A 25,415-nucleotide genomic window follows, 5' to 3' on the forward strand; every position below is an offset into this window, starting at 1 on the left:
GCTACCTGTCTCGTCGAGTCGATACTGAGCGGCGGGCGCGATCTTTGGCCCTCTCGCCGCCCGGCGATAGCAGAGATAATGCCAGTAAAGCGGCGGCGAGATCCAGACAACGATGCGGGTGAGGTGCGATTGGGTGCCTGGGAGAGGGGAGGCAACGTGGCGGAGCCGCTGCCTTCGCCGGCGGTGCTCTCGAAGAGATACCGGCGAATGCGTCCAGCCGCAAATGCGGATCTGAAGAAGAGGACGTTACTCTTTATTTATTCTTATGTTTAAACGATCGGTTAAACAGCGCACGCGGGTAATGTGCAATAGCGGTTTTATCCGGCTGGCGCCGAGTTTTTTCATTATTCGTGACTTGTAATGATTGGCGGTTTTATTTCTGATATTCATGGCGCTGCTGATGTCGGCCAGCGATTTTCCCGTCGACCATTCCGAAAGGAAAAGCGACTCGCGCTGGGACAGTTGCGGCGGCTCGGTATAGTGGCTGTAACGTTTATATAAGTCGCCGATCAGGTGGCTAAAACGACTCAATGATATAAGGTTTGATAATATAATGGTCTTTCTGTCAACAATCACCATTTCATGCGGGCAGTCGGTGATAATGACTATTTTGTAGGTGTTGGGGTTGGCATATTCATCGCGGTAACGTGCTTCAAAATTGGCGATGGTGACATCGATAAAGCAGACTCTTTTGCGGCTAAAGCCGGCCGGTGCGCGTTTTTCCGCCCAAGTTTGCTTAATGAGTTGTCGGATGCCGACGGTGGTATAGGCACACTCGCTGAAAATATCAATTTCCATTTTATTATAGTCCTTTACTTTCTATTTCCCGGTGAGGAGCGATATCTTAAAACATAAAAAAAGAAATAATATAAATAATTTCATGTTGAACTTATCTTGCACCGCAAACGAATGAGCGTTATCTGGGCGCGAGCTTTGCAGGGAGGGCTACATACTAGCATGATTTATAAAGAGTAAATCTTTTTTTCAACCGAATTTTTAAGTAAGGCAAGATTCATAGAATAGACATCTTCTATTAATACCCCGGCGATTGAAAGGAATTAACATAGATGCAGGCTATCAAAATTATAAAAACGATCGTTTTTGACGATCATTTGATGGCGATGATTTTAATTTAACGAATTAATAACTAAGATTTTTCTTGGATTTATCACGATGCGTGGCTTTACTTTAATCGTCAGTAAAGTCGGCGCTGAGGTCGTGCAAAAATTAACGTAGAAATTGAGATAAAGATAATTCTAAACAAAGAAAACGCGATGTTTTAAGCTGTGGTCAGAGTGCGTTCGTGGGTGATTCATACGGAGAGTTAGCGTGAAAGAATGTCATATCGAAATTTCCGAACGGATAACGCAGGAAATAACCTCCTGTATCGCGGACGGGTTGGACCGTTTTAACGATGAATATATCGGCTACGGCGATCGCCGGCCGCTGGCAGTGGTGGTAAAGGAACCCGATAGCGGGAAAGTTCTGGGGGGAATTACCGGGCGCTCATCATTAGGCCTGCTGTTTCTCGATCTCTTTTATCTGCCGGAAGCACTGCGCGGCGCGGGGCTGGGCAGCGAACTGTTGCGCCGTTTCGAACAGGAAGGCCGCCGGCGCGGTTGCCTTTCCGCCGTGTTGTACACCATCAGCTTTCAGGCGCCGGACTTTTATCAACGGCATGGCTGGCAACGCATGGGTGAAGTGCCTTGCTTGCCGCCGGGAACCAGCCGCATCTTTATGAGCAAAACCTTGTGATGCGCGTTTAACGCACGTAGCCTCCCTGTTGCAGGCGCTGCAGGGCTGCGCCGTCCGCATACACCATGCCGGTGGTCAAATCGTGAAAGCCGTATTTTTTATAAAAGGCCAGTTTTTCCGGCACCGAATAGATGAAAATCTTGCCGAGCGGCGCCAGATCTTGCATTACCTTATCCATCAGCCGGCGCCCCAACCCCTGTCCCTGAAAGCGCGGATCGATCGCCACGTCAGCCAGGTAGGCTACCGAGGTCAGATCGCTAATGGCGTGCGCGGTGGCGATCAGCTCGTCGCCGATAAATCCCCAGTAGCAAAACTGGCTGTGTTGGTAAACGCGCCGCAAGGTGTGCGGATCGCGCTTGCCCAGCCCGGCGGCCTCCAGCAATTCGCACAGCCGCTGCCAGTCGATGGCGCGGCGGTTCAGGTCGGTGACAATTTCCATCGTTTTCCTCTAACCAATAAGATTGAGATCGGCGGCATAGTGCCGAATGGCGCACTGATAGCCGCGGATGTCGGGGTCTGACGAGGTGTCCGCCAACAGCAACAACAGATCGGCCACGGCCCGTTTATTTTCACCCAGGTTGTACAGCGCCATGGCGCGAAACAGCATCAGCTCGTTGGCCTGCGGGAACTCGGTCAGGCCGTCGTCGAAAGCCCGCAGCGAAGCCGGGTATTCTCCCAAGGCGCGGTAGGTGCTGCCGAGGCCCAGCCAGGCCTCGCGGCGCTGGGCGGGCGGCAAATCGCGGGCCAGCGCCGCGAGGTAACAGGGAATGGCCTGTTGCTCCAGACCCTGTACGTCATACAGACAGGCCAGCTGAAAGTGCAGCATCGCTGCTTCCGGCTCTGTCGCCAGCTGCCGTAGCGCCAGTGCAGTGGCTTCCTGATAGCGGCCCTGCGTTTTCAGCTGTGAAAGAGACAAAGAGGTGGGCATGATCGGCGCTCCATTGGCGTATTTTTATACCTTTTACACGCTATCGTGGAGAAATTGATATCACAAGGGAATAGCTGCACTGAGTATTGATCAGATAAATACGAAAATGTGCGCTAGCCCCGGTTTCCGGGCCCGGCATCGTTCCCGTTTCCCTTCACATGGTCAAAAAACAGGCGTAGAATCCGCTTCGTCAAATAATTGAGGTTGTAAAGTATTATGGTTGATCGTGAATTAGGAAACTGGAAAGACTTCATTGATGAGATGTTGGGCAACTGACACAGCGTTGAAGCAGATGGCAAGGTTGAGTCATTGGAACGTCACTGAAACACCTTGGGAACGAAAATTATCGTTCAGAAAAAGCAGCATCGGCTACCCGACGCTGCTTTTTTTATCCCCTGCGATTCAGTCCCCGGCGCCCGTCGTATTGCCTGCCGGATGCGCGTTACCCGGGAAACGGCGGCGCACCAGCACGAAGAACAGCGGCACGAAGAAAATGGCCAGCAGGGTGGCGGAGATCATGCCGCCCATGACCCCGGTGCCGACCGCATGCTGACTGCCGGAACCGGCGCCGCTGCTGGTGGCCATCGGCAGCACGCCGAAGATAAACGCCAACGAGGTCATCAGGATCGGCCGCAGACGCATGCGTGAGGCGTCGAGCGTCGCGGACATCAGATCCTGCCCTTTATGGTTCAACTCATTGGCGAACTCGACGATCAGAATGGCGTTTTTCGCCGACAGCCCAATGATGGTCAACAGGCCGACCTGGAAATAAACGTCGTTCTCCAGCCCGCGCAGCCAGGTGGCGGCGACCGCGCCGATCACCCCCAGCGGCACCACCAGCATCACCGAGAACGGAATCGACCAGCTCTCATACAGCGCCGCCAGGCACAGGAACACCACCAGCAGCGAGATGGCGTACAGCGCCGGCGCCTGCGAACCGGACAGCCGTTCCTGATAGGACATCGCGGTCCATTCCAGGCCAAAGCCGGTCGGCAATTGGCTGACCAGCTTCTCCATTTCCGCCATGGCGGTGCCGGTGCTGACGCCGTTGGCCGCCTCGCCGACGATCTCCAGCGCCGAGCTGCCGTTATAGCGCTCCAGCCGCGGTGAGCCGTATTCCCAGTGCGAGGTGGCGAAGGCCGAGAACGGCACCATGCCGCCTGCGCTGTTGCGTACATACCATTTGTTGATGTCATCCGGCAGCATGCGGAACGGCGCTGCGGCCTGCACGTAGACTTTTTTCACCCGGCCGCGGTCGACGAAATCATTGACGTAGGTCGAGCCCCAGGCGGTAGAGAGGGTATTGTTGATGTCGTCGATCGACACGCCCAGCGCCTGAGCCTTGCGCTGATCGATATCGATTTGCAGCTGTGGGCTGTCGTCCAGGCCGTTGTGGCGCACGCGCGACAGCAGCGGGTTTTGCCCGGCCAGCTGCAGCAGTTGATCGCGCGCTGCCATCAGTTTGGCGTGGCCGAGCCCGGCGTGGTCTTCCAACTCCATATCGAAGCCGGAGGCGTTGCCGAGGCCGGTGATCGCCGGCGGGCTGCTGGCGATCACCCGCGCTTCGTTAATCTTGTTGAACGCCAGGGTGGCGCGATCGATGATGTCGAACGAACTGTTGGCGCCCGAGGTGCGCAGATCCCAGTCTTTCAATCGCACGAACAGACGCGCCACGTTTTGGCCGTTGCCGCCCGGGCCGGAGCCGATGATGGCGAACACCGACACCACATCCTGTTTCTCTTCGGTGAGGAAGTACTGCTCAACCTTTTCCACCACTTTAGAGGTTTGCTGCAGGGTCGAGCCCGACGGCAGCTGCACCTGAACGGTGAAGATACCGCGGTCTTCCTGCGGCAGGAACGAGGTCGGCAGCTTGATGAACAGTAGCGCCATGCCGCCGAGCAACAGCAAATAAATCACCATGTAGCGGCCGCTGGCGTGCAGGATCCGCCCCACGCCGCGCTCATAGCGTTCGGCGTTGCGGTTGAACATGCGGTTGAACCAGCCGAAGAAGCCGCGCTTGCCGTGATGGTGCCCCTTGGCGATCGGTTTTAGCAGCGTGGCGCACAGAGCCGGGGTCAGGATCATCGCCACCAGCACCGACAGCACCATGGCGGAGACGATGGTGATGGAGAACTGGCGATAGATGGCGCCGGTGGTGCCGCCGAAGAACGCCATCGGCACGAACACCGCCGACAGCACCAGCGCGATGCCGACCAGCGCGCTCTGGATTTGCCCCATGGATTTGCGCGTGGCTTCACGCGGCGGCAGGCCTTCCTCGCTCATCACGCGTTCGACGTTTTCCACCACCACGATGGCGTCGTCCACCAGCAGGCCGATCGCCAGCACCATGGCGAACATGGTGAGGGTGTTGATGCTGAAGCCGCAGGCGGAAAGGATGGCGAAGGTGCCCATCAGCACCACCGGCACGGCGATGGTGGGGATCAGCGTGGCGCGGAAATTCTGCAGGAACAGGTACATCACCAGAAACACCAGCAGGATGGCTTCCAGCAGCGTTTTCACCACGTCCTTGATCGAGGCTTTGACGAACGGGGTGGTTTCATAGGCCACTTTGGCCTCCAGCCCGTGCGGGAAGTACTGCGACAGCTCTGCGATCTTGTCCTTCACCAACTGGTCGGTCTGCAGCTCGTTGGCGCCGGAGGCCAACTTGATATTCATGCCCGCGGCCTGCATGCCGTTGTAGCGGCTGAGGTAGTTGTAGTTCTCGCCGCCCAGTTCGACGGTGGCGACGTTGCCCAGCGTCACCAGCGAGCCGTCCTGATTGACCCGAAGGGTGATCTGGCGGAACTGTTCCGGCGTCTGGAGCTGCGACTGGGCGTTAATGGTGGCGTTCAGCGCTTGCTTGTCGACCGACGGCGTGCCGCCCAGCTGGCCGACCGCCACCTGGGCGTTCTGCGACTGAATGGCCTTGACCACGTCCTGGGTCGTGAGCTGGTAGCTGTTGAGCTTGTTGGGATCGAGCCAGATGCGCATGGCGTATTGCGAGCCGTACACGTCCATGCTGCCGACGCCGTTGATGCGGCTGAGCGGATCCTGCAGGTTGGAGACGATGTAATCGGCGATGTCCTGCTTGTCCATGCTGTTGTCGGTGGAGACGAACGCCACCATCATCAGCGTGGTGTCGCCGGATTTCGACACCGTGACCCCCTGATTCTGCACCGCCTGCGGCAGTCGTTTGATCGCCGCCTGCAGCTGGTTTTGCACCTGCTGCATCGCCTCGTTGGGATCGGTGCCGGCTTCGAACGTCAGCGTGACGGTGGCCTGGCCGGTATTGGTGCTCTGCGACGACATATACATCATGTTGTCGAGGCCGGTCATATTCTGTTCAATGATTTGGGTAACGGTGTTTTCCAGCGTTTGCGCCGAAGCACCTGGGTAAGTTGCGCTGATGCGCACGTTCGGCGGCGCCAAATTCGGGTATTGTTCTACCGGTAGGGAAGAAATCGCCAACGCCCCGGTCAGGCAAAGAATAATTGCCAGCACCCAGGCGAAAATCGGGCGATCAATAAAAAAATTGGCCATGCAGCGCGAACCTCGTTATGACTTGTTCTATCTTTAAAACGCATCAGAATTATGCATTTCAGCGGCAGGGAAGGATTCCGGCGCTATTGCACTTTACTCGGGATAGCCGAGGAAAGCGTGGAGAAAAAAAGGAGATAGTGTAAATAACGGTAGCGGAAAACGGCGCGGGTGCATTGGCGTCGGTAATTGTACGCTATTAAGACATTTTTATTACTATCAAAGGCCTTGCGTATCTCTTCGCCGCAGGGAACCGGAAAGTAAAAACTGGACTTACCTTACAGCAGGAGCTTGGCATGGGAATTAACCCGGTATTTGCCCGTCGGCTTTATTTGTGCTGGCTGATCAGCCACAGTGAGCGGCCCAATGTGCCGCGGTTGATGGCGCTGACCGGCTGGCCGCGCCGCACGTTGCAGGATGTGCTGAAAGCGCTGCCCGGCATGGGGGTCGAGCTGCAGTTCGTGCAGCAGGGCGTGCGCAACAACGACGGTTTTTATCAGTTGGAAAGCTGGGGGCCGTTCAACAAGAGCTGGGTGCACCAGCATCATCAGGCGCTGCTCAGCGCCATCGAGTAAGCTGCCCCGGCGCATCGGCCGGGGCGGGGCGATCATTGACTTTTGTGCTCCAGGTACATCACCGTCGCCGCCACGCGCGAACGCACGTCCAGCTTGCGCAGTATGTTGCGGATGTGCACCTTCACGGTTTCTTCAGAGATATGCAACTGCGCCGCCACCTGCTTGTTGGACAGGCCGCGCGCCACCTCTTGCAAGACGTCCAATTCGCGTTCGGTCAAGGCGGCGAAGGGATCGCGTTGCTCGCCGCGCGCCAGCAAATAGTCGGCTATGGCGTCGCTTATCACGTTCTGCCCTTCGGCGGCGGCGCTGATGTGTTCCAGCAGCTGTTCCGGTTCGCTGTCTTTCAGCAGGTAGCCGTCGGCGCCGGCGTCGATCAGCGCATACAGATCGCTGCGGGCGTCGGAAACCGTCAGCACGATGATGCGTGCGTCCACGCCCTCGTCGCGCAGAGCCCGCAGCGTATCCAGCCCGGACATGCCCTTCATGTTCAGATCCAACAAGATCACGTCCGGCGTGTGCTGCAGTGCCAGCGCAACCGCCTCACTGCCGTTGCCGGCCTCTGCCACCACGCCAAATCGCGCATCCAGTCCCAGCAGTTGTTTGATGCCGCGCCGCATCAACGGATGATCGTCAACGATCATGACTCGGTATTGCTTCATCACCATGAAATATGCTCCCTGTAGCAAGTAAAGCCACTCAAACGCGCCCTGGGGCGTGCTTCACAGTGGGACTGTCTCTTCAAAAATAGCGGCAATCTTCGCCGCAAACCTCCCCGGGCGGCCTTCTGCCCGGCGGCAGCCGTAACGCAAAGTGAACAGCCGCGAGGTCAGGGCGGGAATGTCAGGCAGACCGCCGTGCCGCCGCCGCTTCTGCGCCGAATGTGCAGCGTTCCTCCCAATCGCGCCGCGCGTTCGCTCATGATGGTCAAACCGTAGTGCCCTTCCGGTTCCTCCAGACTGGCGATGCCGCAACCGTCATCGATAATGCTGAATACGTTGTCGCCTGCGGCGTTGACTTCGCAACACAGGATTATTTCGTTCGCCCCGGCGTGCTTGACGGCATTGAGCACCGCCTCGCGCACGATCTGTAGCGCGTGCACCTGCTGCTGGGCATTGAGCGCCTGCGAGGGCAGCCGACAGTGTAACTGAATCCGCGCGGTGGTTAGCGCCTTTAATGGCTGCAACAGCTGCTCCAGCGCGGCGTTCAGGTCCGCCTCCTGAATATTGAGACGGAAGGTGGCCAGTAATTCCCTCAGTTGGCGATAGGCATCGGCCAGCGTGCGATCGAAATCGTCGATAATCGCCTGCGCCGCCGGGGCATCGGTGGCGCGCCTGAGCAGCGTAAGCTGAATGCGCAGGAACGACAGCGTCTGCGCCAGCGAATCGTGCAGCTCGCGGGCGATGGTCGCGCGCTCCTCCATCAACAGCAAATATTGGTGCTGCTTTTGCGCCCGGTTGAAGTAGACGCCGCGGCCCAACATGTTGGCCAGGCTCTGCATCAGATGAGGATGCGGCGGGTGTGCCTCGGGTTGCCAACGCAGCTCGCCCAGCGGTTTGTCGCTCTGGGTGATCGGCAGCGTGTTCCAGGCCTGCGTCGGCGCCGCTTCCCCTTCGCTCAGTTGCCACTGGCCGTGGTCGTCCGCCACGTTCAGCCGAATGCAGCGCAGCCGTTCGCTTTGGCGCACGATGCGCAGCACATTTTCGAACGCCTGCTGATCGATCTGGCGCTCGCTCAGCGCCTGCGAACAGCGATAAAGCACTTCCAGCGTTTCGTTGGCCTGCTGCAGGCGCTGGGTCTTCTCCTGCACTTTCAGCTCCAGCGACTGATAGAGCCGGGCCAGCTCGTCCGACATGGCGCTGAAGGTTTGCGACAGCACGCCGAGCTCGTTCGGCAGCGCCACGTCCAGCTGCGGGTGGCGAAAATCACGCTGTTGCACGCGCTGGCTGGCGTCGACCAGATGCTGCAGCGGCGTGACCACCTGGCGGCGCATAAAACGAATGCAAAACAGCACCAGACCGATGATGGCGGCGTAACCGAGCACGCTGACGGCGGCCACCAGGGTGAGTTTCAACTCGGAATAGCGCTGCAGGGCGGAAACGAAATGATCGACGCGGTTGACGTAACCGGCGACCTCCGCCCGGTAGGCGGCCGCCTGCCCGTCGCGGATCTGCCGCTCCATCGTTTGCCATGCCCGTTGCAGCGCCAGATAGTGATTCCGCACCTCGGCCGGTACGTAAAACCGCGCCAGGTTTTGCAGCGCAGGCGCCTGTAAAGAGTGCCGGTACTGCTGCAGGTGCAGCTCCGGGCTCTGCTGGTCGAGATCGAAAGCCAGCCGGTAGCTTTGCATGCGCAGCGAACCGGCGATATTGATCGCTTCGGCGTCGCTCTGGCTGCCGGCGACGGTGGTCAACGCCAGCCCGGTGGCGAGCACCGACAGTATCACGATGCCGAACAGCGCTCTAGCCAGGCTGCCGGTCACGGAACGTTTAACAAGCAATCACGGATCCTTCTCTCAGGTGAGGCGCTTCGCCAGTTTCATTCGAAAGCAAAACTATAACTTTTGCAACTAAAATGCACCGCGATTTGTATCAAGTTGTCAACAAAACGGGAACAATTGTCGTCGTGTAATCAAATGAATAGCGAAACGCTCGTCGATTTTCAGCGGCGGGCCGGTTTCCTCTGACGATTTGTCTTTGGGTGGCGAATCGCACTGGGTTTTATGCAATGTCATGCGCCTGAGCGCGACTTATTTTTCATTATTTTAAGCAATATTAAGTCCCGGCTTGTCCGGCTGGGAGCGATGATGTTTTGTTGCAAATCGTCTGCCGCAGCGCGGCGTAATCGCGGTATGATCTTCAGGTTGTAACTCAAGGGAAAAGGGTCATGTCGTCGAAAATTGAGAATGTGAAGAAAGAGCTGCTGTCGAACAACTGGTATGTGCTGCACAAGTACACGTTCGATCTGAAACGCAAAAACGGCGGTTCGGTGCAACAGGTGCGCGAGGTCTACGATCGCGGCAACGGCGCCACCATTTTGCTGTACAACCGCGCCAAGGGCACGGTGGTGCTGACCAATCAGTTCCGTATGCCGACCTATGTCAACGGCAACGAAAGCGGCATGCTGCTCGAGGCCTGCGCCGGCCTGCTGGACGCCGATTCCCCGGAGCAGTGCGCGCGCCGCGAAGCGGTGGAAGAGACCGGTTTTCAGGTGGGCGAGGTCAAGAAAATCTTCGAAGCCTACATGTCGCCGGGCGGCGTGACCGAGATCGTGCACTTCTTTATCGCCGAATACCATGACGATGAGCGGCGCGCGGCCGGCGGCGGCATTGAAGATGAAGATATCGAAGTGATCGAACTGCCGTTCAGTGAAGCGGTGGCGATGATCGCCGACGGCCGCATTAAAGACGGCAAGACCATCATGCTGCTGCAATATTTGCAGATTCATCGGGTGATGGCATAAAAAAAGCCGGTCACGATGACCGGCTTTTTTATCGGCTTGCGCCAGGCCGCTTACTTCAGCAGCGCCTGCGCCTTCGCCACCACGTTGTCCACGGTGAAGCCGAACTCGGCGAACAGCTGCTCCGCCGGCGCCGACTCACCAAAGGTGGTCATGCCCACGATGGCGCCGTTCAGGCCCACGTACTTGTACCAGTAGTCCGCGATGCCCGCTTCCACCGCCACGCGCGCCGTTACCGCCGCCGGCAACACCGACTCGCGGTACGCCGCATCCTGCTTGTCGAACGCGTCGGTCGACGGCATCGACACCACGCGCACCTTGCGGCCCGCTGCGGTCAGCGTGTCCGCCGCTTCCACCGTGATGCCCACTTCAGAGCCGGTGGCAATCAGGATGACGTCCGGCGTGCCCGCGCAGTCTTTCAGCACGTAGCCGCCGCGGTACACGTTCGCCAGCTGCTCTGCGGTGCGCGGCTGCTGGGTCAGGTTCTGGCGCGAGAACACCAGGGTGGTCGGGCCGTCGTTGCGCTCGATGCCGTACTGCCACGCCACCGCCGACTCCACCTGGTCACACGGACGCCAGGTGCTCATGTTCGGGGTCACGCGCAGGCTCGCCAGCTGCTCCACCGGCTGGTGGGTCGGGCCGTCTTCGCCCAGACCGATGGAGTCATGGGTGTAGACGAACACGTTGCGCAGCTTCATCAGCGCCGCCATGCGCACCGCGTTGCGGGCGTATTCCACGAACATCAGGAAGGTCGCCGAATACGGCAGGAAGCCGCCGTGCAGCGCGATGCCGTTGGTGATGGCGGTCATGCCGAACTCGCGCACGCCGTAATGAATGTAGTTGCCCGCCGGGTCAACGTTCAGCGCTTTCGAGCCGGACCACATGGTCAGGTTGCTCGGCGCCAGGTCGGCGGAGCCGCCCAGGAACTCCGGCAGCACCTTGCCGAACGCTTCCAGCGCGTTCTGCGACGCCTTGCGGCTGGCGATGTTGGCCGGATTGGCCTGCAGTTTTTCCACGAACGCCCTGGCGTCGGCTTTCCAGTCGGCCGGCAGCTCGCCGTTCATGCGGCGCTTGAACTCGGCAGCCTGCTCCGGGAAGGCCCTGGCGTAGGCGGCGAACTTGTCGTTCCAGGCCGCTTCTTTGGCCTGACCGGCTTCTTTGGCGTCCCACTGGGCGTAGATGTCCTGCGGGATTTCAAAGGCGGCGTATTTCCAGCCCAGCGCTTCGCGGGTGGCGGCCACTTCGGCGGCGCCCAGCGCGGCGCCGTGCACGTCATGGGTGCCGGCCTTGTTCGGCGAACCGAAGCCGATAACGGTCTTGCACATCAGCAGCGATGGCTTGTCGGTCACCTTGCGGGCTTCTTCAATCGCGGCCTTGATGGCGTCCGGGTTGTGGCCGTCGACGTTGCGCACCACGTGCCAGCCGTAGGCTTCGAAGCGCAGGGCGGTGTCGTCGGTGAACCAGCCGTCGACGTGGCCGTCGATGGAGATGCCGTTGTCATCGTAGAAAGCGGTCAGCTTGCCGAGCTTGAGGGTACCGGCCAGGGAGCAGACTTCGTGCGAGATGCCTTCCATCATGCAGCCGTCGCCCATGAAGGCGTAGGTGTGGTGGTCAACGATGTCGTGGCCCGGGCGGTTGAACTGCGCCGCCAGGGTGCGTTCGGCGATGGCGAAGCCGACGGCGTTGGCGATGCCCTGGCCCAGCGGGCCGGTGGTGGTCTCAACGCCTGGGGTGTAGCCGTACTCTGGGTGCCCTGGGGTTTTGGAGTGCAGCTGACGGAAGTTTTCCAGCTCGCGCATCGGCAGGTCGTAGCCGGTGAGGTGCAGGAGGCTGTAAATCAACATGGAGCCGTGGCCGTTGGAGAGCACGAAACGGTCGCGGTCAGCCCAGTGCGGGTTAGTCGGGTTGTGGTTGAGGTAGTCACGCCACAGGACTTCGGCGATGTCCGCCATGCCCATAGGGGCACCCGGGTGGCCGGAATTTGCTTTTTGTACGGCGTCCATGCTGAGTGCGCGGATGGCGTTGGCAAGCTCTTTACGAGAAGACATAACGAAACTCCAGTGCGATTACAGTTGAGCGGCCAACATGTCTTCCAGCTTCTGCTGGTCGACGGCGAACAGGCGGATGCCTTCGGCGAGTTTTTCCACCGCCATGGCGTCCTGGTTGTGCAGCCAGCGGAACTCCGCTTCAGCCAGCGGGGCAGGTTGATGGAAGCCCTCGGTAGACGGGGTCAGCTTGCGCTCGACCGGCTGGTCGCTGTTTTTCAGCTGTTCCAAAAGGTTTGGTGCGATGGTCAGGCGATCGCAGCCGGCCAGCGCCAAAATCTGCTCAACCTTACGGAAGCTGGCGCCCATGATCACCGTCTGGTAACGATGACGCTTGTAGTATTCATAGATGGTACGCACCGACTTCACGCCCGGATCCTGATCGGCATCGTAGTCGGCGGCAGGCTGTTTGGCCTGGTACCAGTCATAGATGCGGCCGACGAACGGCGAGATCAGATACACGCCGGCTTCGGCGCAGGCGCGGGCCTGGGCGAAGGAGAACAGCAGCGTCAGGTTGGTGTTGATGCCTTCTTTTTCCAGCTCTTCGGCGGCTTTGATGCCTTCCCAGGTGGAAGCCAGTTTGATCAGGATGCGCGATTTGTCGATGCCTTGTTCCTGATACATGGCGATCAGCTTGCGCGCTTTGGCGACGCACATGCCGCGATCGAACGACAGGCGGGCGTCCACTTCGGTGGAGATGCGGCCCGGCACGCTTTTGAGGATCTCGACGCCGATATTGACCGCCAGCTTATCGCTGGCGTTGATCAGCTGGGTTTCCTTGCTGCCGCCCTGACGACGGGCGTAATCCAGCGCTTCGGCGATCAGCGCCTTGTACTGCGGCAGCGCGGCGGCTTTCAGGATCAGCGAAGGGTTGGTGGTGGCGTCCTGGGGTTCGAACTGGCGGATGGATTCGATATCGCCGCTGTCGGCGACCACCGTGGTCAGCTGCTTGAGTGCGTCTAATTGATTCATTAATAAGCTCCTTGACCAAGCTCAACGTAGGGAAATGAGAACCTTTTTCATCATAGGGGGAACACACTGCATCATCGGGTCGGGAATGAAAATGCGCTTTTTCTGATTGTTGCGATGGATAATAACAATGAATGCCGAATAAACCCAGGCGGGGCGCGGCTTGCGGCGAGGGGGCAGTAGAGTGAGAGCCAAAAAAAGAAGGGTTCAGCGCCAGGCTGAACCCTCAAAGATCGCCTCACTTTGCCGATTATTTACTCAGGTTGACATCGATCGCCTGGTAGAAAGCGTTGGCGGTGTCGGCTATATCCCACACGGCAAGGATCACGTGCGAACCGCTGCGATCTGCCGGTATATTGCACTGGTGGGTCACCTGTGCGGCAGGGATGGCGCCGCCGTCGTTGAACTGGCAGAACGGCGTCAGGTCAAAGGAAGCGCGGGTCAGCGGCTGGGAAGCGTCCCAGTTCGGCTTGGTGATGAAATAGCGCCAACTGGTGGTGCTGTGACGCGCGGTCAGCTTCCAGGTAAAGGAGTTCGGGCCGGTTTTCAGGTTGAGCTTATTCCAGCGCGTCGGCGTTTGCTGATCCAGTTCGAAGAAGGTGGATTTGTCGGCGCTGGCGATATGGCCGTCAGCCGGGCCGGCCTGCGGGAAGCCTTTCAGGCCTTCGACGCTCTGTGGTTCATACTGCACGCTGCCGCACTGGGTGTTGAGCTGCAGTTTGCACTGATAGGCGCGGCTGGCCGGCGATTCGACATAACCGTGGGCATTCGCCTGTTGCGAAACGCCGAACATGGCCGCGCTCAGCAGGCCCAGAGAGAGCAGGGTACGGGAAGTTTTGTTCATAAGTCACTCCTGACTGAAATTATGTTGTAAGTTGAGCGTATTTCACCGACAAAATGAGAGGCTAATAACGCAATTAGAAATACCCCTTCTTGTCGGCTTGTTTTATTTTTATCATTCTGGTTGTGCGGTAGAGCGGAATGTTTTAACGGCTATTAACTAAAATTATTATGATGACGATCTTTGATCGTTAGGCTGAATTTATTTTACTGTCACAGTGTAAAAGCACGGCGCTATGATGAAATTTATATCATCTAGTGATGAATAGTATTTAAGATAGCGCTCTCATTTATGACGTATATTGCTTGTTGCGTTGAGTACCCTTGTTCGATTTGATCGATTTTTGTGCGCCACCACCGTGGGAATTTAGTGTCATTTTTCTTATTTTATTTTAAAGAGGAATTTGTATGACTAGATTATCCCTGGACGCGATTAAAATAATCAGTACCATCAAGAGCACCGGCTCTTTCTCTATGGCGGCGGAGGCGCTGCATAAAACGCCTTCGGCGATCTCTTATCGGGTTTCCAATATTGAAAGCAAACTCTGCGTGAAACTTTTTCATCGCAATGGCCCCATGATTACCCTGACGGATGAAGGGGAATTTCTCCTGCAGGAAGGCGGCTGGATATTAAATGCGGTACAGGATCTGGAAAGCCGGGTGCGTAACATCCCCAAGCTGGACAATAATATCCGCCTGGCGGTAGACACCTTCTTCCCACTGGAGACCCTGACGCAGGATATCCGCGATTATATTCAGCATTGCCCGAACGCCAATATCTCAGTGCAGCGGGAAGCGTTGAACGGCACCTGGGATGCGCTGAAGAACAACCGGGCGGATCTGATCATCGCTATCGGCCAAATCCCCGACAGCGTGCAGGCCAAAACCCTGATGCTCGGCAAGCTCAACTTTGTGCTGTGCGTGTCGCCCTCGCACCCGTTCGCGGCGCAGAGAAAGCCGGTGTGCAAGAAGCAGCGCTTGAACGACATCGTGGTGGTGATCGCCGACAGCAGCCATGAGCTGCCCAAACGCAATCACGGCACGCTGCCTTTGCAGCGCCAGCTGGTGGTGTGCGACGTGGAAAGCAACCTGGCGCTGCTCAAACGCGGCATCGGCCACGCTTTTCTGCCGCCTGCGCTGATCGAAAAGGAATTGGCCAGCGGCGAACTGGTGACGGTGCCGGTGGAAATGCAAAAGGGCGACGAAATGATTTGGCTGGCGTGGCACCCGGCCAGCAAGGGCGCCGGATTTAGCTGGTGGCATGAGCGGCTGACGCGCAAAAGCGATGTTTACAGCCTGATGGGCCGGGAAGTGGTGCGGGATGGCGGGTATCCTTGGTGCCACAACTGAAGGAATAGAGACGAAGGGACGCGAAAATCAAACGGTTAACTCAATGAAAACCCCGCAGCGTTCGGCTACGGGGTTTTTTTATGGCTTACGCCACGCGGCCCACCTTCAGCCAGGCGCTGTCGGAACCCGGCGTGGAGGTGATGTAACCCCACTTGGTCTGCCAGACGTAACCCTGATAGGACACCAGCGCGCCCTGCGCATAAGTGGTGCCCGGCACATAAGCCGGCGCGGTCATGATCGGCAGGTTGCCGGGGCCGACGCCGGTGTAGCGCAGGCCGGTACCCATATCCAGCTGGCTGTCGTCATAGTCTGCGGCGTTGAAATAGCGATCCAGCGCGGCCAGCAGATCGCCGTTGCGGTTGTCCTGCCCCAGATGCCAGAACATCACGCCGCCCAGCTGCTGTTGCTTGATGTACTTCGCTTTGTATTTGAAGCTTTCGGCATCGTCATAGGTGACGAACAGCCCTTTTTGCGCATGGTACAGGTAAGGGGTTTTGGTCTTGTCGTTCCACAACCGCTGATAGCCGTAGTTGCCCAGCAGCATCTGCTCCAGCTGGCGATAGGAAGCGATGCGCGGATCCTTGTCGCGCACGCACTCTTCGCAACCCACCAGCCAGTAATCGGTGTTCGGATACGGATCTTCACCCGGTGTGCTGTGGCTGCTGTACTGGCCGCCGTTACTGCCGCTGACGCCCTTGAAGGCGCGGCCGTAGAAGGGGACGCCCATCACGATTTTGGCGCTCGGCACGCCTTCCATCATCAGGTGTTGCTGCACCGCGGCGTCGACCGTCAGGCTGAACGGGCTGGGGAAGGCTCGGGTCAGCTCTTCCCAGCTCCAGCCCAGATTGGCTTCGCGCAGCGCGTTGTAGAAGGTCGGCCCGGCCGCGTCGCCGAACAGCGCCGCCTGGTGGTTGGTGATCTTCTCCCAGGGGCCGGCCAGATCGTAGGTCATCAGGTTGATGTAATCGAGCGGCGCGACGATCTGCGCCAGCTTGCTGTAATAGCGCGACAGGAAGAAAGCGCCGCCGGCACCGGCGATGGTCAATTGATACGGCAGCGTCTGGCGGCCGTCGGCGACGGTTTGCTGGTTCAGCAGGGTGCGGATCTCCTGCAGCGCGGCAATGAAACCGTCCACTTCTGAGGCTTGCGGATACTCCCAGTCGATGTCCACGCCGTCGAAGCCGTAATCCTTCATGATGCGCACGCAGGATTGGGCAAACTTGGTGCGCGACGCCGGGGTCTTCACCGCGTTGACGTAGTTGGCGTGCGACACGCCCAAATCGTTGGAGTAGTACCAGCCGCCGATGGAGAACATGATGCGCAGGCTGGGGTTGTGCGCTTTGAGCGCGGTCAGACGGTTGACCACATCGCGCGCTTTGGCATCGTTGGTGGCCGGATCCCAGGCGCATTCCAGATTGCTGTTGATATCCAGGAACGAGAAGTTGATGTGCGTCAGCTGTTTGGCTTTGGCCGGCGTGATGTTGGAAACCGGGAACGGCACGACAGACGTATCGGTCTCGGTGTAATTATTGATTTGGTTGGTCGGAATAAAATAATACCCAATAACGGCTTTGCGTGTGGACATGGTATTTCTCCAGGGTGGCTGTTTTTATGTTGGGGAACTATTTCCCGCAGACATTAATGTTTATTTTTCGTGAAAACGAAAGTCGAAATAAATCACGATAACAGTGAATTTTTATTCACTGCCGCATAAATTGGCGCTGATGAGTTGTGTCAGCGCTCAGCATGAATGAATTCGACCATAGGGCCTGTATTTATTCATTTGCTTTGTAATAGCATCCTTAACTAGATTCTGATTATCCGATGTCCCACCGGCCGTGATTGGCATTTAATTAAAAATAAAAAAGGAGATGAGCTATGTCCAGCATAGAGCCTGACGCTGTTGGCTTAATAGTCCAGCGAGTATGTGAATATCTTCAGCCGGTATTGAACGCCATTTTGGCCGGCGTGATGGCGCTATTGCACGGTGCCTATCGCAACGTGGGTATTCGGCGCCGTTTATTGAATGCGGCGATGTGTGCGTTATTAGCCTGGACGGTGCGCGATGCGCTGGCGTTGATGGGCCTGGAATTAAATTGGGCGAATTTGGCCAGCGTACTGATTGGTTTTATGGGGGCGGATTACATCAACGCCTTAATTAAAAAATTCATCGGCAAAAAGACGGGGTTTAAAAATGTTAAATGACATCGAAGAGATTCGCTTTACCGCCCGCAGCGAAGATAACCTGCGCGGCGTGCACCCGGATCTGGTGCGCGTGATTCGTCTGGCGCTGCGTTATTCGCTGGTGCCGTTTTCCGTCAGCGAGGGGCTGCGCAGCATGGCGCGCCAGCGGGAAATGGTGCGCGCCGGCAGCAGCCAAACGCTGCGCAGCCGCCACCTGACCGGCCACGCGGTGGACGTGGTGGCGATGCCGGCGGGCGTGGTCTCCTGGGAGTGGGATTACTACGCGCAGATCGCGGTAGCGGTGCGGCGCGCGGCGCGTGAATGCGGCATCAACGTCGAATGGGGCGGCGAATGGAAAACCCTCAAGGATGGCCCGCACTTCCAACTGCCGTTCCGGGACTACCCGGCATGAGCGGTTGGCTGCAAAAACTGATGCAGGGCGGCTTGCTGCTGTTGTTGCTGGCGGCAATCTGCCTGGGTGGCTATAGCTCGCTGCTGTCGCACCAGTTGGCGTCTGCGCGGCAACAGGCGGCAGAGCTACAGAAAAGCCTGGCGCAGCAGGCCGGACTAATCGCCACCCTGCAGACTCAGGATGCGCAAAACCGTGCGCTGATGGCGGCGCAGCAGCGGCAGGAACAGCAGCTGCGCCAACAACACGAGGCTTATCAGAGGAAATACCGTGAAGCGATTAAAAACGATCCCTGCGCTGCTCAGCCTCTGCCTCGCGCTGTGCTTGAGCTCCTGCGCCCGGCCACCGCCGCAGCAGGCCGTGCCGCTGTTGCCCCCTGAGTCGGTGTTTGCGCCTTGTGAGCAACCGCAGCTGCAAGGGGAGACCTGGGGCGATGCGGTAAGCTATACCCTGGCGTTACAAACCTCGTTACACATTTGCGCCGGTCAGGTAGAGACGCTCAACGCCTGGCGCGCCACGCTGCCGCCATACTGATGGCGGCGCTTCTCCGACTCGTCTTGCGATCCTTTTTTTACTTTTAAAACGGTCTTTCGGCCAAGGTTATGGTCCGCTTCAAAGTTTGTGATGTTTCTCTCACTATACTTCAAGGCTGTGCCCTGTCATTGTACTTGGGCGCCATGGCCCACGGCAGGGCGCAGCCTCAAAGCCTTACCTCAACATAAAAGCAAAAAACAAAGGAATCCATAATGGACGAACAGCTCAAACAGAGTGCCCTTGATTTCCATCAGTTTCCTGTCCCAGGGAAGATCCAGGTTTCCCCTACCAAACCGTTGGCGACCCAGCGCGATCTGGCGCTGGCCTATTCGCCGGGCGTCGCCGCGCCTTGCCTCGAGATCGCCGAAGATCCGCTGGCGGCCTACAAATACACCGCGCGCGGCAACCTGGTGGCGGTGATTTCCAACGGCACGGCGGTACTGGGTCTGGGCAATATCGGCGCGTTGGCCGGTAAGCCGGTGATGGAAGGCAAGGGCGTTTTGTTCAAGAAGTTTTCCGGTATCGACGTGTTTGATATCGAAGTGGATGAGCATAACCCTGACAAATTAATCGACATTATCGCCGCGCTGGAACCGACCTTCGGCGGCATCAACCTGGAAGATATCAAGGCGCCGGAGTGTTTCTACATCGAACAGAAACTGCGTGAGCGCATGAAGATCCCGGTGTTCCACGACGACCAGCACGGCACGGCGATCATCACCACTGCGGCGGTGCTCAACGGCCTGCGCGTGGTGAAGAAGAATATCTCCGATGTGCGGCTGGTGGTGTCCGGCGCCGGTGCGGCCTCTATCGCCTGTCTGAACCTGCTGGTGGCGCTGGGGCTGCGTCAACAGAACATCACCGTCTGCGATTCCAAGGGCGTCATCTATAAAGGCCGCGACGCCAACATGGAGCAGACCAAAGCCGCCTATGCCATCGAGGATAACGGTCAGCGCACGCTGGGCGACGCCATCCCGAACGCCGACATCTTCCTCGGCTGCTCCGGCCCGGGCGTCCTGACGCAGGATATGGTGAAAACCATGGCGCGCGATCCGCTGATCATGGCGCTGGCCAACCCGGAACCGGAAATTCTGCCGCCGCTGGCCAAAGCGGTGCGCCCGGACGCCATCATCTGTACCGGCCGTTCCGACTACCCGAACCAGGTGAACAACGTCCTGTGCTTCCCGTTCATTTTCCGCGGCGCGCTGGACGTGGGCGCCACCACTATCAACGAAGAGATGAAACTGGCCTGCGTGCATGCCATCGCCGATCTGGCGCTGGCGGAGCAGAGCGACGTGGTGGCTTCCGCCTATGATGACCAGGATCTCTCCTTCGGCCCGGAATACATCATTCCGAAACCGTTCGATCCGCGCCTGATCGTCAAGATCGCGCCGGCGGTGGCCAAGGCGGCGATGGATTCCGGCGTGGCGACGCGCCCGATCGAAGACTTCGACGCCTACGTCGAGAAGCTGGCGGAGTTCGTCTACAAAACCAACCTGTTCATGAAACCGATCTTCTCGCAGGCGCGCAAAGAGGTGAAGCGGGTGGTGCTGGCGGAAGGCGAGGAAGAGCGCGTGCTGCACGCCACGCAAGAGCTGGTGTCGCAGGGGCTGGCCTTCCCGATCCTGGTCGGCCGCCCGAGCGTGATCGAGATGCGCCTGAAAAAGCTGGGCCTGCAGCTGACGCCGGGCAAAGATTTCGAAGTGGTGAACAACGAGTCGGATCCGCGTTTCAACGAATACTGGGGCGAGTACTACCAGATCATGAAACGCCGCGGCGTTTCGCAGGAACAGGCGCGGCGCGCGGTGATCGGTAACCCGACGCTGATCGCCGCCATCATGCTGCACCGCGGCGAAGCGGACGCGATGATCTGCGGCACCATCGGCAGCTATCACGAGCATTACGACGTGGTGAAGAACGTGTTCGGCTTCCGTGAAGGCGCGCACGTCGCCGGCGCGATGAACGCGCTGTTGCTGCCGAGCGGCAACACCTTTATCGCCGACACCTACGTTAACGACGATCCGACGCCGGAGCAGCTGGCGGAGATCACCCTGATGGCGGCGGAAACCGTGCGCCGCTTCGGCATCGAGCCGAAGGTGGCGCTGCTGTCTCACTCCAGCTTCGGCTCTTCCGACTGCCCGGCGGCGCGCAAGATGCGCAAAACGCTGGAGTTGGTGAACGAGCTGGCGCCGGAGCTGGAGATCGACGGCGAAATGCACGGTGACGCCGCATTGGTGGAAAGCATCCGTCACGATCTGATGCCGGACAGCCCGCTGAAAGGCTCGGCCAACCTGCTGATCATGCCGAACATGGAAGCGGCGCGCATCAGCTACAACCTGCTGCGCGTCTCCTGCTCGGAAGGGGTGACCGTCGGGCCGGTGCTGATGGGGGTCGCCAAGCCGGTGCACATCCTGACGCCGATCGCCTCGGTGCGCCGCATCGTCAACATGGTGGCGCTGGCGGTAGTGGAAGCCCAGACCGAACCACTGTAAGCCCGGGTTGAGTGACTGGCCCCCTGCGCCGTTGGCGCCGGGGGCTTTTTTATACCTTACAGCGCGCGGCGATGGCGCGGATATCCTGCGGGGTGGTGCGGCAACAGCCGCCGATCAATTGTGCGCCGAGCGTGCTCCACTCCGTCGCCTGATCCGCCAGGCTGCCGTGCTCGCCGCCGCAGGCGTGCCAGGTTTTGCTCACCGCATCGTAGTGCTCGCCGGAGTTCGGATAAACCAGCAGCGGTTTGTCGGCCAGCGCGCCCAGTTGGCGCAGCGCCGGAGCGACCTTGTCCAGCGCGATGCAGTTGATGCCGATCGCCAGCACCTGCGGGTTGCCGCGCAGCGCGGACAGGACCTCCGTCAGCGGCGTGCCGTCGCTGAGATGTTGGCTGTCGCGTAGGGTGAAGGCGAACCAGGCACCGAGCGTCGGGAACTCCTGCAGCAGCGTCAGCAGCGCCTGCAGTTCGGTGAACGACGGCAGCGTTTCGCAGGCCAGCAGATCGACGCCGGCGGCGGCCAGGGCTGCGAGGCGCGGCCGGTGGAAGGCAATCATGTCATCCTGCGCCAGCCGGTAGTCGCCGCGGTATTCCGAGCCGTCGGCCAGATAGGCGCCGTAAGGGCCCACCGAACCGGCGATCAGCAGCGGCGCCGCCTGCGGGTGCGCGGCCAGATAATCGCGGCGCGCGCGTTGCGCCAGCTGCACGCTTTTGGCGATCAACGCCAGCGATTGCTCCTGATCCAGGCCGCGGCGCGAGAAGCCCTGCGGCGTGGCCTGATAGCTGGCGGTGATGGCGCAGTGGGCGCCGGCGTTGAAATAATCGAGATGCACCTGATAGATAAGCTCGGGATTTTCAATCAGCACCTTGGCCGACCACAGCGGATCGGTCAGATCGCAGCCGCGCGCTTCCAGTTCGGTAGCCAGCGCACCGTCCAGGATCAGCGTGGGGTGTTCGGCCAGCAGGCGGGCGACGGGGTTATTAACCGACATGTTGTTCTCCCAAAGCGGTTTTTTGCCCGGCGCGCCGGGTCAGGAAATAGGTGAGGTAGCACAAGGCGACGAACGGCAGCCCGCAGTAGAGCGCAATGCGCTGCTCCGGATCGAACGCCAGCCCGATGCAGGCCAGCAGGCATAGTGCGAAGCCGAGGATCGGTGTCAATGGGTAGCCGGGCGCACGGTATTTCAGGCCGCTTATCGGCTGGCCGCTGCGCAGGTAGGCGCGGCGGAAAGCAAAGTGGGCCGCGCAGATGCTCAGCCACACCGCCACCACCGCAAAACCGGAGGTCGCCGACAGGGCGACAAACACCGTGTCCGGCGCGATCACGCTGGTCAGCAGCGCCAGCACGCCGCCGAGCATGCTGAAGGTCAGGGCGTTGATCGGAATGCCGCGCGCATTGACGCGCGCAAAGTAGGCCGGCAGGGTGCGCTGGTGGGCCAGCGACCACAGCATGCGCCCTGAAGCGTACAGGCCGGAGTTGGCCGCCGAGAGGATGGCGGTCAGGATCACGAAGTTGAAGATATCGGCGGCGTAAGGCACGCCGATGCGTTCAAACACCAGCACGAACGGGCTTTTGACGATCCCCGCCTGATCCATCGGGATCAACGCCGCCAGCACGAAGACCGTGCCGATAAAGAACAGCATCAGGCGGATCACCGTGGTGCGGATCGCCAGCGGCACGACTTTTTCCGGGTTCTCGGTTTCACCGGCGGCGATGCCGATCAGTTCCGTGCCGGAGAAGGCAAAGTTCACCGCCACCATGGTCATCAGGATCGGCAGCGTGCCGTGCGGCAGCCAGCCGGAAGCGGTCAGGTTATGCAGGAACGGCGCCGGCGTGCCGTCTTTCATCGGCAGCAGGCCGAACATGGCGGCGCCGCCCAGAATGATAAACGCCAGAATGGTCACCACTTTGATCAGCGAAAACCAGAATTCGCTTTCGGCGAAAAAGCGGGTGGTCACCACGTTAAGCAGGAAAATGGCCGCGCAGAAGATCAGGCACCACAGCCACACCGGCGACTGCGGGAACCAGTACTGCATGCAGAATCCGGCGGCGGTGAGGCTGGAGCCGAGCGCCACCGTCCAGGTGAGCCAATACAGCCAGGCGACGGCATAGCCGGTGGCCGGCCCCAGATAGCGTGAAGCATAGACGTGAAAGGCGCCGGTTTCCGGCATCGCCACCGACAGCTCGCCCAGGCACAGCATCACCAGATACACCACCAGCGCGCCGATCAGGTAGGCCAGCAGCGTGCCGAGCGCGCCGGTGGTGGAGATGATGTAGCCGGTGTTGAAAAACAGCCCGGTGCCGATCACGCCGCCCAGCGATAGCATCACCAGGTGCCGGGCCTTCATGCTGCGTTTGAACTGTCCTGCGGCGGGTGCCGATGGTTGCATAATAATCTATCCGTATAGACGTCTAAATATCTGAATGGCTATTGGTTATACCCGCAATGCTTTTTCAACGCAATGCGCAGCCGGCGATCGCCACGTAAAAAAATCGTTAAGCCAGATCTATATGCAAATGATAATTATTATCTATAATGTCGCCATTTTCGATAATGGGGCAACATGATGAGATATCTGATTTTATTGGCGGCGTTGGCGCTTGGCGCCTGCAGCCAAACGCCGGTTAAGACGCCGGCCAGCGACGTCGCGAGTCTGGGTAGCATCACCGATCTGCACAGCGGCGCGACCCTGACACCGGAGCAGCTGTTGACGCGATTGGCGCAGCAGCCGCGGGTGATCCTGGGGGAGAAGCATGACAATCCTTACCACCATCAGATTGAGCAATGGCTGGTGCAGCAGCTGCCGCAACGGCGGCCGCAGGGCAGCGTGCTGATGGAGATGATCAACCCAAACCAGCAGGCGCAGGTCGACAAGGTCAAACAGTGGCTGCAGAGCGATCCCACGGTGCGTGACGGCCGCGTAGCGGAACTGATCGCCTGGCAGCCGGGCTGGAAGTGGGAGCTGTATGGCGGGGTGACGATGGCGGCGATGCGTGCGCCTTACCCGCTGTGGTCGGCCAACCTGGATCGCAGCGAGATTACGGCGTTCTATCAGCAGCCGCAGTTCCCGGCGGGGCAGCTATCGGCGCAGCCGGCGGTGCGCAAGGCGCTGGAAGAGACCATCCGCACTTCGCACGGCGGCAAGATTGAGGCCGACCAGCTGCATGCGATGTTGGCGATCCAGCAGCAGCGCGACCGGCGCATGGCGGAACGTCTGCTGGCGGCGCCGACGCCCGCGCTGTTGATCGCCGGTGGCTATCACGCCGCTAAATCGGTGGGGGTGCCGCTGCACGTGCGGGATCTGCAACCGGCGGCGGCGCCGACGGTGCTGATGCTGGCGGAACCGGGCGTACAGGTCGATGCGAACACCGCAGACTATCTGTGGATCACACCATCAGTGAAATGAATACGTTAAGAGAGTGAAAAGGGGTGTTAATTATATTTGCAAATGATTATCATTAGTAAATGTGATCTGCAATCATTCGCAATTAAGCAAGCTAATGCCCCTATGTTAAGTCAGTCTTACTCCCTCCTGGCCTTTGAACTGCCGCAGCCGCGCTGGGCGCGCGGCCTGCTGCTCGCCCTGGCGGCGCATGTGGCGTTGGTGCTGCTGTTTTACTGGCCGCAGACGGCGCTGGAGCCGGTGGCGCTGCCGCCGCCGGCGGTAATGATGAGCTGGGCGGCGCAGATTGAAGCGCCGGAAAGCAAGCCGCTGCCGCTGGGCGTGCAGCAGGCGGAGTCCGCCGCGGCGCAGCCGGCGGAGCAGCAGCAACAGCCGGATCTGCCCAAGCTGGCGCGCGCCGATAAAGCAAAAATCGTGACGGCGCAGAAGAAGCGCGTCGAACACCGCCCCCCGCAAAAAGCGCAGCCGAAGCCGCAGGAACAGGCCAAAGAGACGCGCAACGCCGCCGCGTCCAGCGCCGCCGCGCCGCAGGCGCAGACGATCTCCCACCAGACCGCCGCCCCAATCAACAGCGACGCCAACAGCAACGCGCAGGCCAAACTGTCGTGGGAGAGCCTGGTAAAAGGCAAACTGAACCGCATCAAGGATTACCCTTTGGATGCCCGCAGCCGCCGGCGCAGCGGCATGCCGCAGGTCAGTTTCAGCGTTGACGCGCAGGGGCGGGTCTCGAACGTCGTGCTGCAGGTGCGTTCCGGCACCGCGTCGCTGGATCGGGAAGCGGTGGCGGTGGTGTCGCGCGCCCAGCCGTTGCCGCCGCCGCCGCCGGAGATGCTGCAGCAGGGAGCCGTCAAAGTGACGATGCCGATCGATTTCAATCTGGCGGAGCTGAATGCCCGCCGTTAATGCCCGCAGGCGCCGCATCGTCGTCGTGCGCCTCTTC

Annotated in this window: 24 protein-coding genes; 12 read left to right on the top strand and 12 right to left on the bottom strand. The window is 59.4% G+C overall.

The features are described 5' to 3' along the window. Positions 1 to 246: 246 nt before the first annotated feature. Positions 247 to 798: a helix-turn-helix transcriptional regulator gene (locus FHU12_RS03135; protein WP_038873648.1), complete on the bottom strand. Its 552-nt coding sequence runs from the start codon at positions 796 to 798 to the stop codon at positions 247 to 249. A 531-nt stretch (positions 799 to 1,329) separates the two neighbouring features. Here FHU12_RS03135 and FHU12_RS03140 point away from each other — a divergent pair. After that, on the top strand, positions 1,330 to 1,755 hold the full coding sequence (locus tag FHU12_RS03140) for a GNAT family N-acetyltransferase (RefSeq protein ID WP_141967359.1): 426 nt from the start codon (positions 1,330 to 1,332) through the stop codon (positions 1,753 to 1,755). A 7-nt stretch (positions 1,756 to 1,762) separates the two neighbouring features. Here FHU12_RS03140 and FHU12_RS03145 read toward each other — a convergent pair whose 3' ends face one another. Together FHU12_RS03145 and FHU12_RS03150 are read right to left on the bottom strand one after the other, a co-directional pair. Further along, on the bottom strand, positions 1,763 to 2,194 hold the full coding sequence (locus FHU12_RS03145; protein ID WP_141967361.1) for a GNAT family N-acetyltransferase: 432 nt from the start codon (positions 2,192 to 2,194) through the stop codon (positions 1,763 to 1,765). 9 nt (positions 2,195 to 2,203) lie between these two features. After that, positions 2,204 to 2,683, bottom strand: a complete 480-nt coding sequence (locus FHU12_RS03150) for a tetratricopeptide repeat protein (protein WP_141967363.1) — start codon at positions 2,681 to 2,683, stop codon at positions 2,204 to 2,206. Positions 2,684 to 2,899: 216 nt separating this feature from the next. Between FHU12_RS03150 and ypfM the strand changes: the two genes are divergently transcribed. Beyond that, positions 2,900 to 2,959, top strand: coding sequence for a protein YpfM (gene ypfM, locus FHU12_RS03155; RefSeq protein ID WP_100396732.1), 60 nt, complete (start codon positions 2,900 to 2,902; stop codon positions 2,957 to 2,959). Between the two features lie 126 nt (positions 2,960 to 3,085). Here ypfM and acrD read toward each other — a convergent pair whose 3' ends face one another. Further along, positions 3,086 to 6,223 (bottom strand): multidrug efflux RND transporter permease AcrD, encoded by a 3,138-nt coding sequence (gene acrD, locus FHU12_RS03160; RefSeq protein WP_141967365.1) that lies wholly within the window; start codon positions 6,221 to 6,223, stop codon positions 3,086 to 3,088. A gap of 293 nt (positions 6,224 to 6,516) precedes the next feature. Between acrD and FHU12_RS03165 the strand changes: the two genes are divergently transcribed. Beyond that, positions 6,517 to 6,795 carry a winged helix-turn-helix domain-containing protein gene (locus tag FHU12_RS03165; RefSeq protein ID WP_004941750.1) on the top strand — a complete coding sequence of 93 codons (279 nt, stop codon included), beginning with the start codon at positions 6,517 to 6,519 and terminating at the stop codon, positions 6,793 to 6,795. A gap of 32 nt (positions 6,796 to 6,827) precedes the next feature. On the opposite strand, the gene FHU12_RS03170 is transcribed toward FHU12_RS03165, so the two are convergent. Together FHU12_RS03170 and narQ are read right to left on the bottom strand one after the other, a co-directional pair. Then, complete coding sequence (locus tag FHU12_RS03170; RefSeq protein WP_141967367.1) at positions 6,828 to 7,460, bottom strand: response regulator; 633 nt, start codon at positions 7,458 to 7,460, stop codon at positions 6,828 to 6,830. Positions 7,461 to 7,621: 161 nt separating this feature from the next. Next, positions 7,622 to 9,292: a nitrate/nitrite two-component system sensor histidine kinase NarQ gene (narQ, locus tag FHU12_RS03175; RefSeq protein ID WP_141967369.1), complete on the bottom strand. Its 1,671-nt coding sequence runs from the start codon at positions 9,290 to 9,292 to the stop codon at positions 7,622 to 7,624. A 386-nt stretch (positions 9,293 to 9,678) separates the two neighbouring features. Between narQ and nudK the strand changes: the two genes are divergently transcribed. Next, positions 9,679 to 10,254 (top strand): GDP-mannose pyrophosphatase NudK, encoded by a 576-nt coding sequence (gene nudK, locus FHU12_RS03180; RefSeq protein ID WP_141967371.1) that lies wholly within the window; start codon positions 9,679 to 9,681, stop codon positions 10,252 to 10,254. Between the two features lie 50 nt (positions 10,255 to 10,304). On the opposite strand, the gene tkt is transcribed toward nudK, so the two are convergent. From tkt to cbp21, 3 genes are all read right to left on the bottom strand, one after another. Then, positions 10,305 to 12,299, bottom strand: a complete 1,995-nt coding sequence (gene tkt / locus FHU12_RS03185; RefSeq protein ID WP_141967373.1) for a transketolase — start codon at positions 12,297 to 12,299, stop codon at positions 10,305 to 10,307. An 18-nt stretch (positions 12,300 to 12,317) separates the two neighbouring features. Further along, entirely contained in the window at positions 12,318 to 13,268 is a 951-nt protein-coding gene (gene tal, locus FHU12_RS03190) for a transaldolase (protein WP_141967376.1), read from the bottom strand. Between the two features lie 247 nt (positions 13,269 to 13,515). Continuing rightward, a complete protein-coding gene (gene cbp21 / locus FHU12_RS03195) occupies positions 13,516 to 14,109 on the bottom strand; it encodes a chitin-binding protein/chitosanase CBP21 (RefSeq protein ID WP_004936574.1) in 594 nt (197 codons plus the stop codon). 404 nt (positions 14,110 to 14,513) lie between these two features. On the opposite strand from cbp21, the gene FHU12_RS03200 reads away from it, so the two are divergent. Next, positions 14,514 to 15,455: a LysR family transcriptional regulator gene (locus FHU12_RS03200; protein WP_141967378.1), complete on the top strand. Its 942-nt coding sequence runs from the start codon at positions 14,514 to 14,516 to the stop codon at positions 15,453 to 15,455. Positions 15,456 to 15,540: 85 nt separating this feature from the next. Here the strand turns inward: FHU12_RS03200 and chiB are convergent, their stop codons facing one another. Further along, positions 15,541 to 17,040, bottom strand: coding sequence for a chitinase ChiB (gene chiB / locus FHU12_RS03205; protein ID WP_141967380.1), 1,500 nt, complete (start codon positions 17,038 to 17,040; stop codon positions 15,541 to 15,543). 293 nt (positions 17,041 to 17,333) lie between these two features. Here chiB and FHU12_RS03210 point away from each other — a divergent pair, with 293 nt between their 5' ends. From FHU12_RS03210 to maeB, 5 genes are all read left to right on the top strand, one after another. Continuing rightward, complete coding sequence (locus FHU12_RS03210) at positions 17,334 to 17,660, top strand: phage holin, lambda family (RefSeq protein WP_033643982.1); 327 nt, start codon at positions 17,334 to 17,336, stop codon at positions 17,658 to 17,660. Between the two features lie 10 nt (positions 17,661 to 17,670). Then, positions 17,671 to 18,051: an L-Ala D-Glu endopeptidase ChiX gene (gene chiX, locus FHU12_RS03215; RefSeq protein WP_462362594.1), complete on the top strand. Its 381-nt coding sequence runs from the start codon at positions 17,671 to 17,673 to the stop codon at positions 18,049 to 18,051. Further along, positions 18,048 to 18,428: a DUF2570 family protein gene (locus tag FHU12_RS03220; protein ID WP_141967384.1), complete on the top strand. Its 381-nt coding sequence runs from the start codon at positions 18,048 to 18,050 to the stop codon at positions 18,426 to 18,428. The genes chiX and FHU12_RS03220 overlap by 4 nt, the downstream gene beginning before the upstream one ends. After that, positions 18,409 to 18,582: an Rz1-like lysis system protein LysC gene (lysC, locus tag FHU12_RS27075; RefSeq protein ID WP_180547555.1), complete on the top strand. Its 174-nt coding sequence runs from the start codon at positions 18,409 to 18,411 to the stop codon at positions 18,580 to 18,582. The genes FHU12_RS03220 and lysC overlap by 20 nt, the downstream gene beginning before the upstream one ends. Before the next feature lie 212 nt (positions 18,583 to 18,794). Next, a complete protein-coding gene (gene maeB, locus FHU12_RS03225; RefSeq protein ID WP_016926766.1) occupies positions 18,795 to 21,074 on the top strand; it encodes an NADP-dependent oxaloacetate-decarboxylating malate dehydrogenase in 2,280 nt (759 codons plus the stop codon). A 49-nt stretch (positions 21,075 to 21,123) separates the two neighbouring features. On the opposite strand, the gene mmuM is transcribed toward maeB, so the two are convergent. Next, positions 21,124 to 22,062 carry a homocysteine S-methyltransferase gene (gene mmuM / locus FHU12_RS03230; protein ID WP_141967386.1) on the bottom strand — a complete coding sequence of 313 codons (939 nt, stop codon included), beginning with the start codon at positions 22,060 to 22,062 and terminating at the stop codon, positions 21,124 to 21,126. Then, positions 22,052 to 23,461: an S-methylmethionine permease gene (gene mmuP, locus FHU12_RS03235; RefSeq protein ID WP_141967388.1), complete on the bottom strand. Its 1,410-nt coding sequence runs from the start codon at positions 23,459 to 23,461 to the stop codon at positions 22,052 to 22,054. Before mmuP ends, mmuM begins: the two co-directional genes overlap by 11 nt. Positions 23,462 to 23,638: 177 nt before the next feature. On the opposite strand from mmuP, the gene FHU12_RS03240 reads away from it, so the two are divergent. Both FHU12_RS03240 and FHU12_RS03245 read left to right on the top strand, forming a co-directional pair. After that, positions 23,639 to 24,478 (top strand): ChaN family lipoprotein, encoded by an 840-nt coding sequence (locus FHU12_RS03240; RefSeq protein ID WP_141972829.1) that lies wholly within the window; start codon positions 23,639 to 23,641, stop codon positions 24,476 to 24,478. Positions 24,479 to 24,580: 102 nt separating this feature from the next. Continuing rightward, a complete protein-coding gene (locus tag FHU12_RS03245) occupies positions 24,581 to 25,378 on the top strand; it encodes a TonB family protein (RefSeq protein ID WP_141967390.1) in 798 nt (265 codons plus the stop codon). The last annotated feature ends 37 nt before the right edge of the window (positions 25,379 to 25,415 follow it).

Source organism: Serratia marcescens (assembly GCF_006715005.1).
GTDB classification, from domain to species: Bacteria; Pseudomonadota; Gammaproteobacteria; order Enterobacterales; family Enterobacteriaceae; genus Serratia; species Serratia montpellierensis.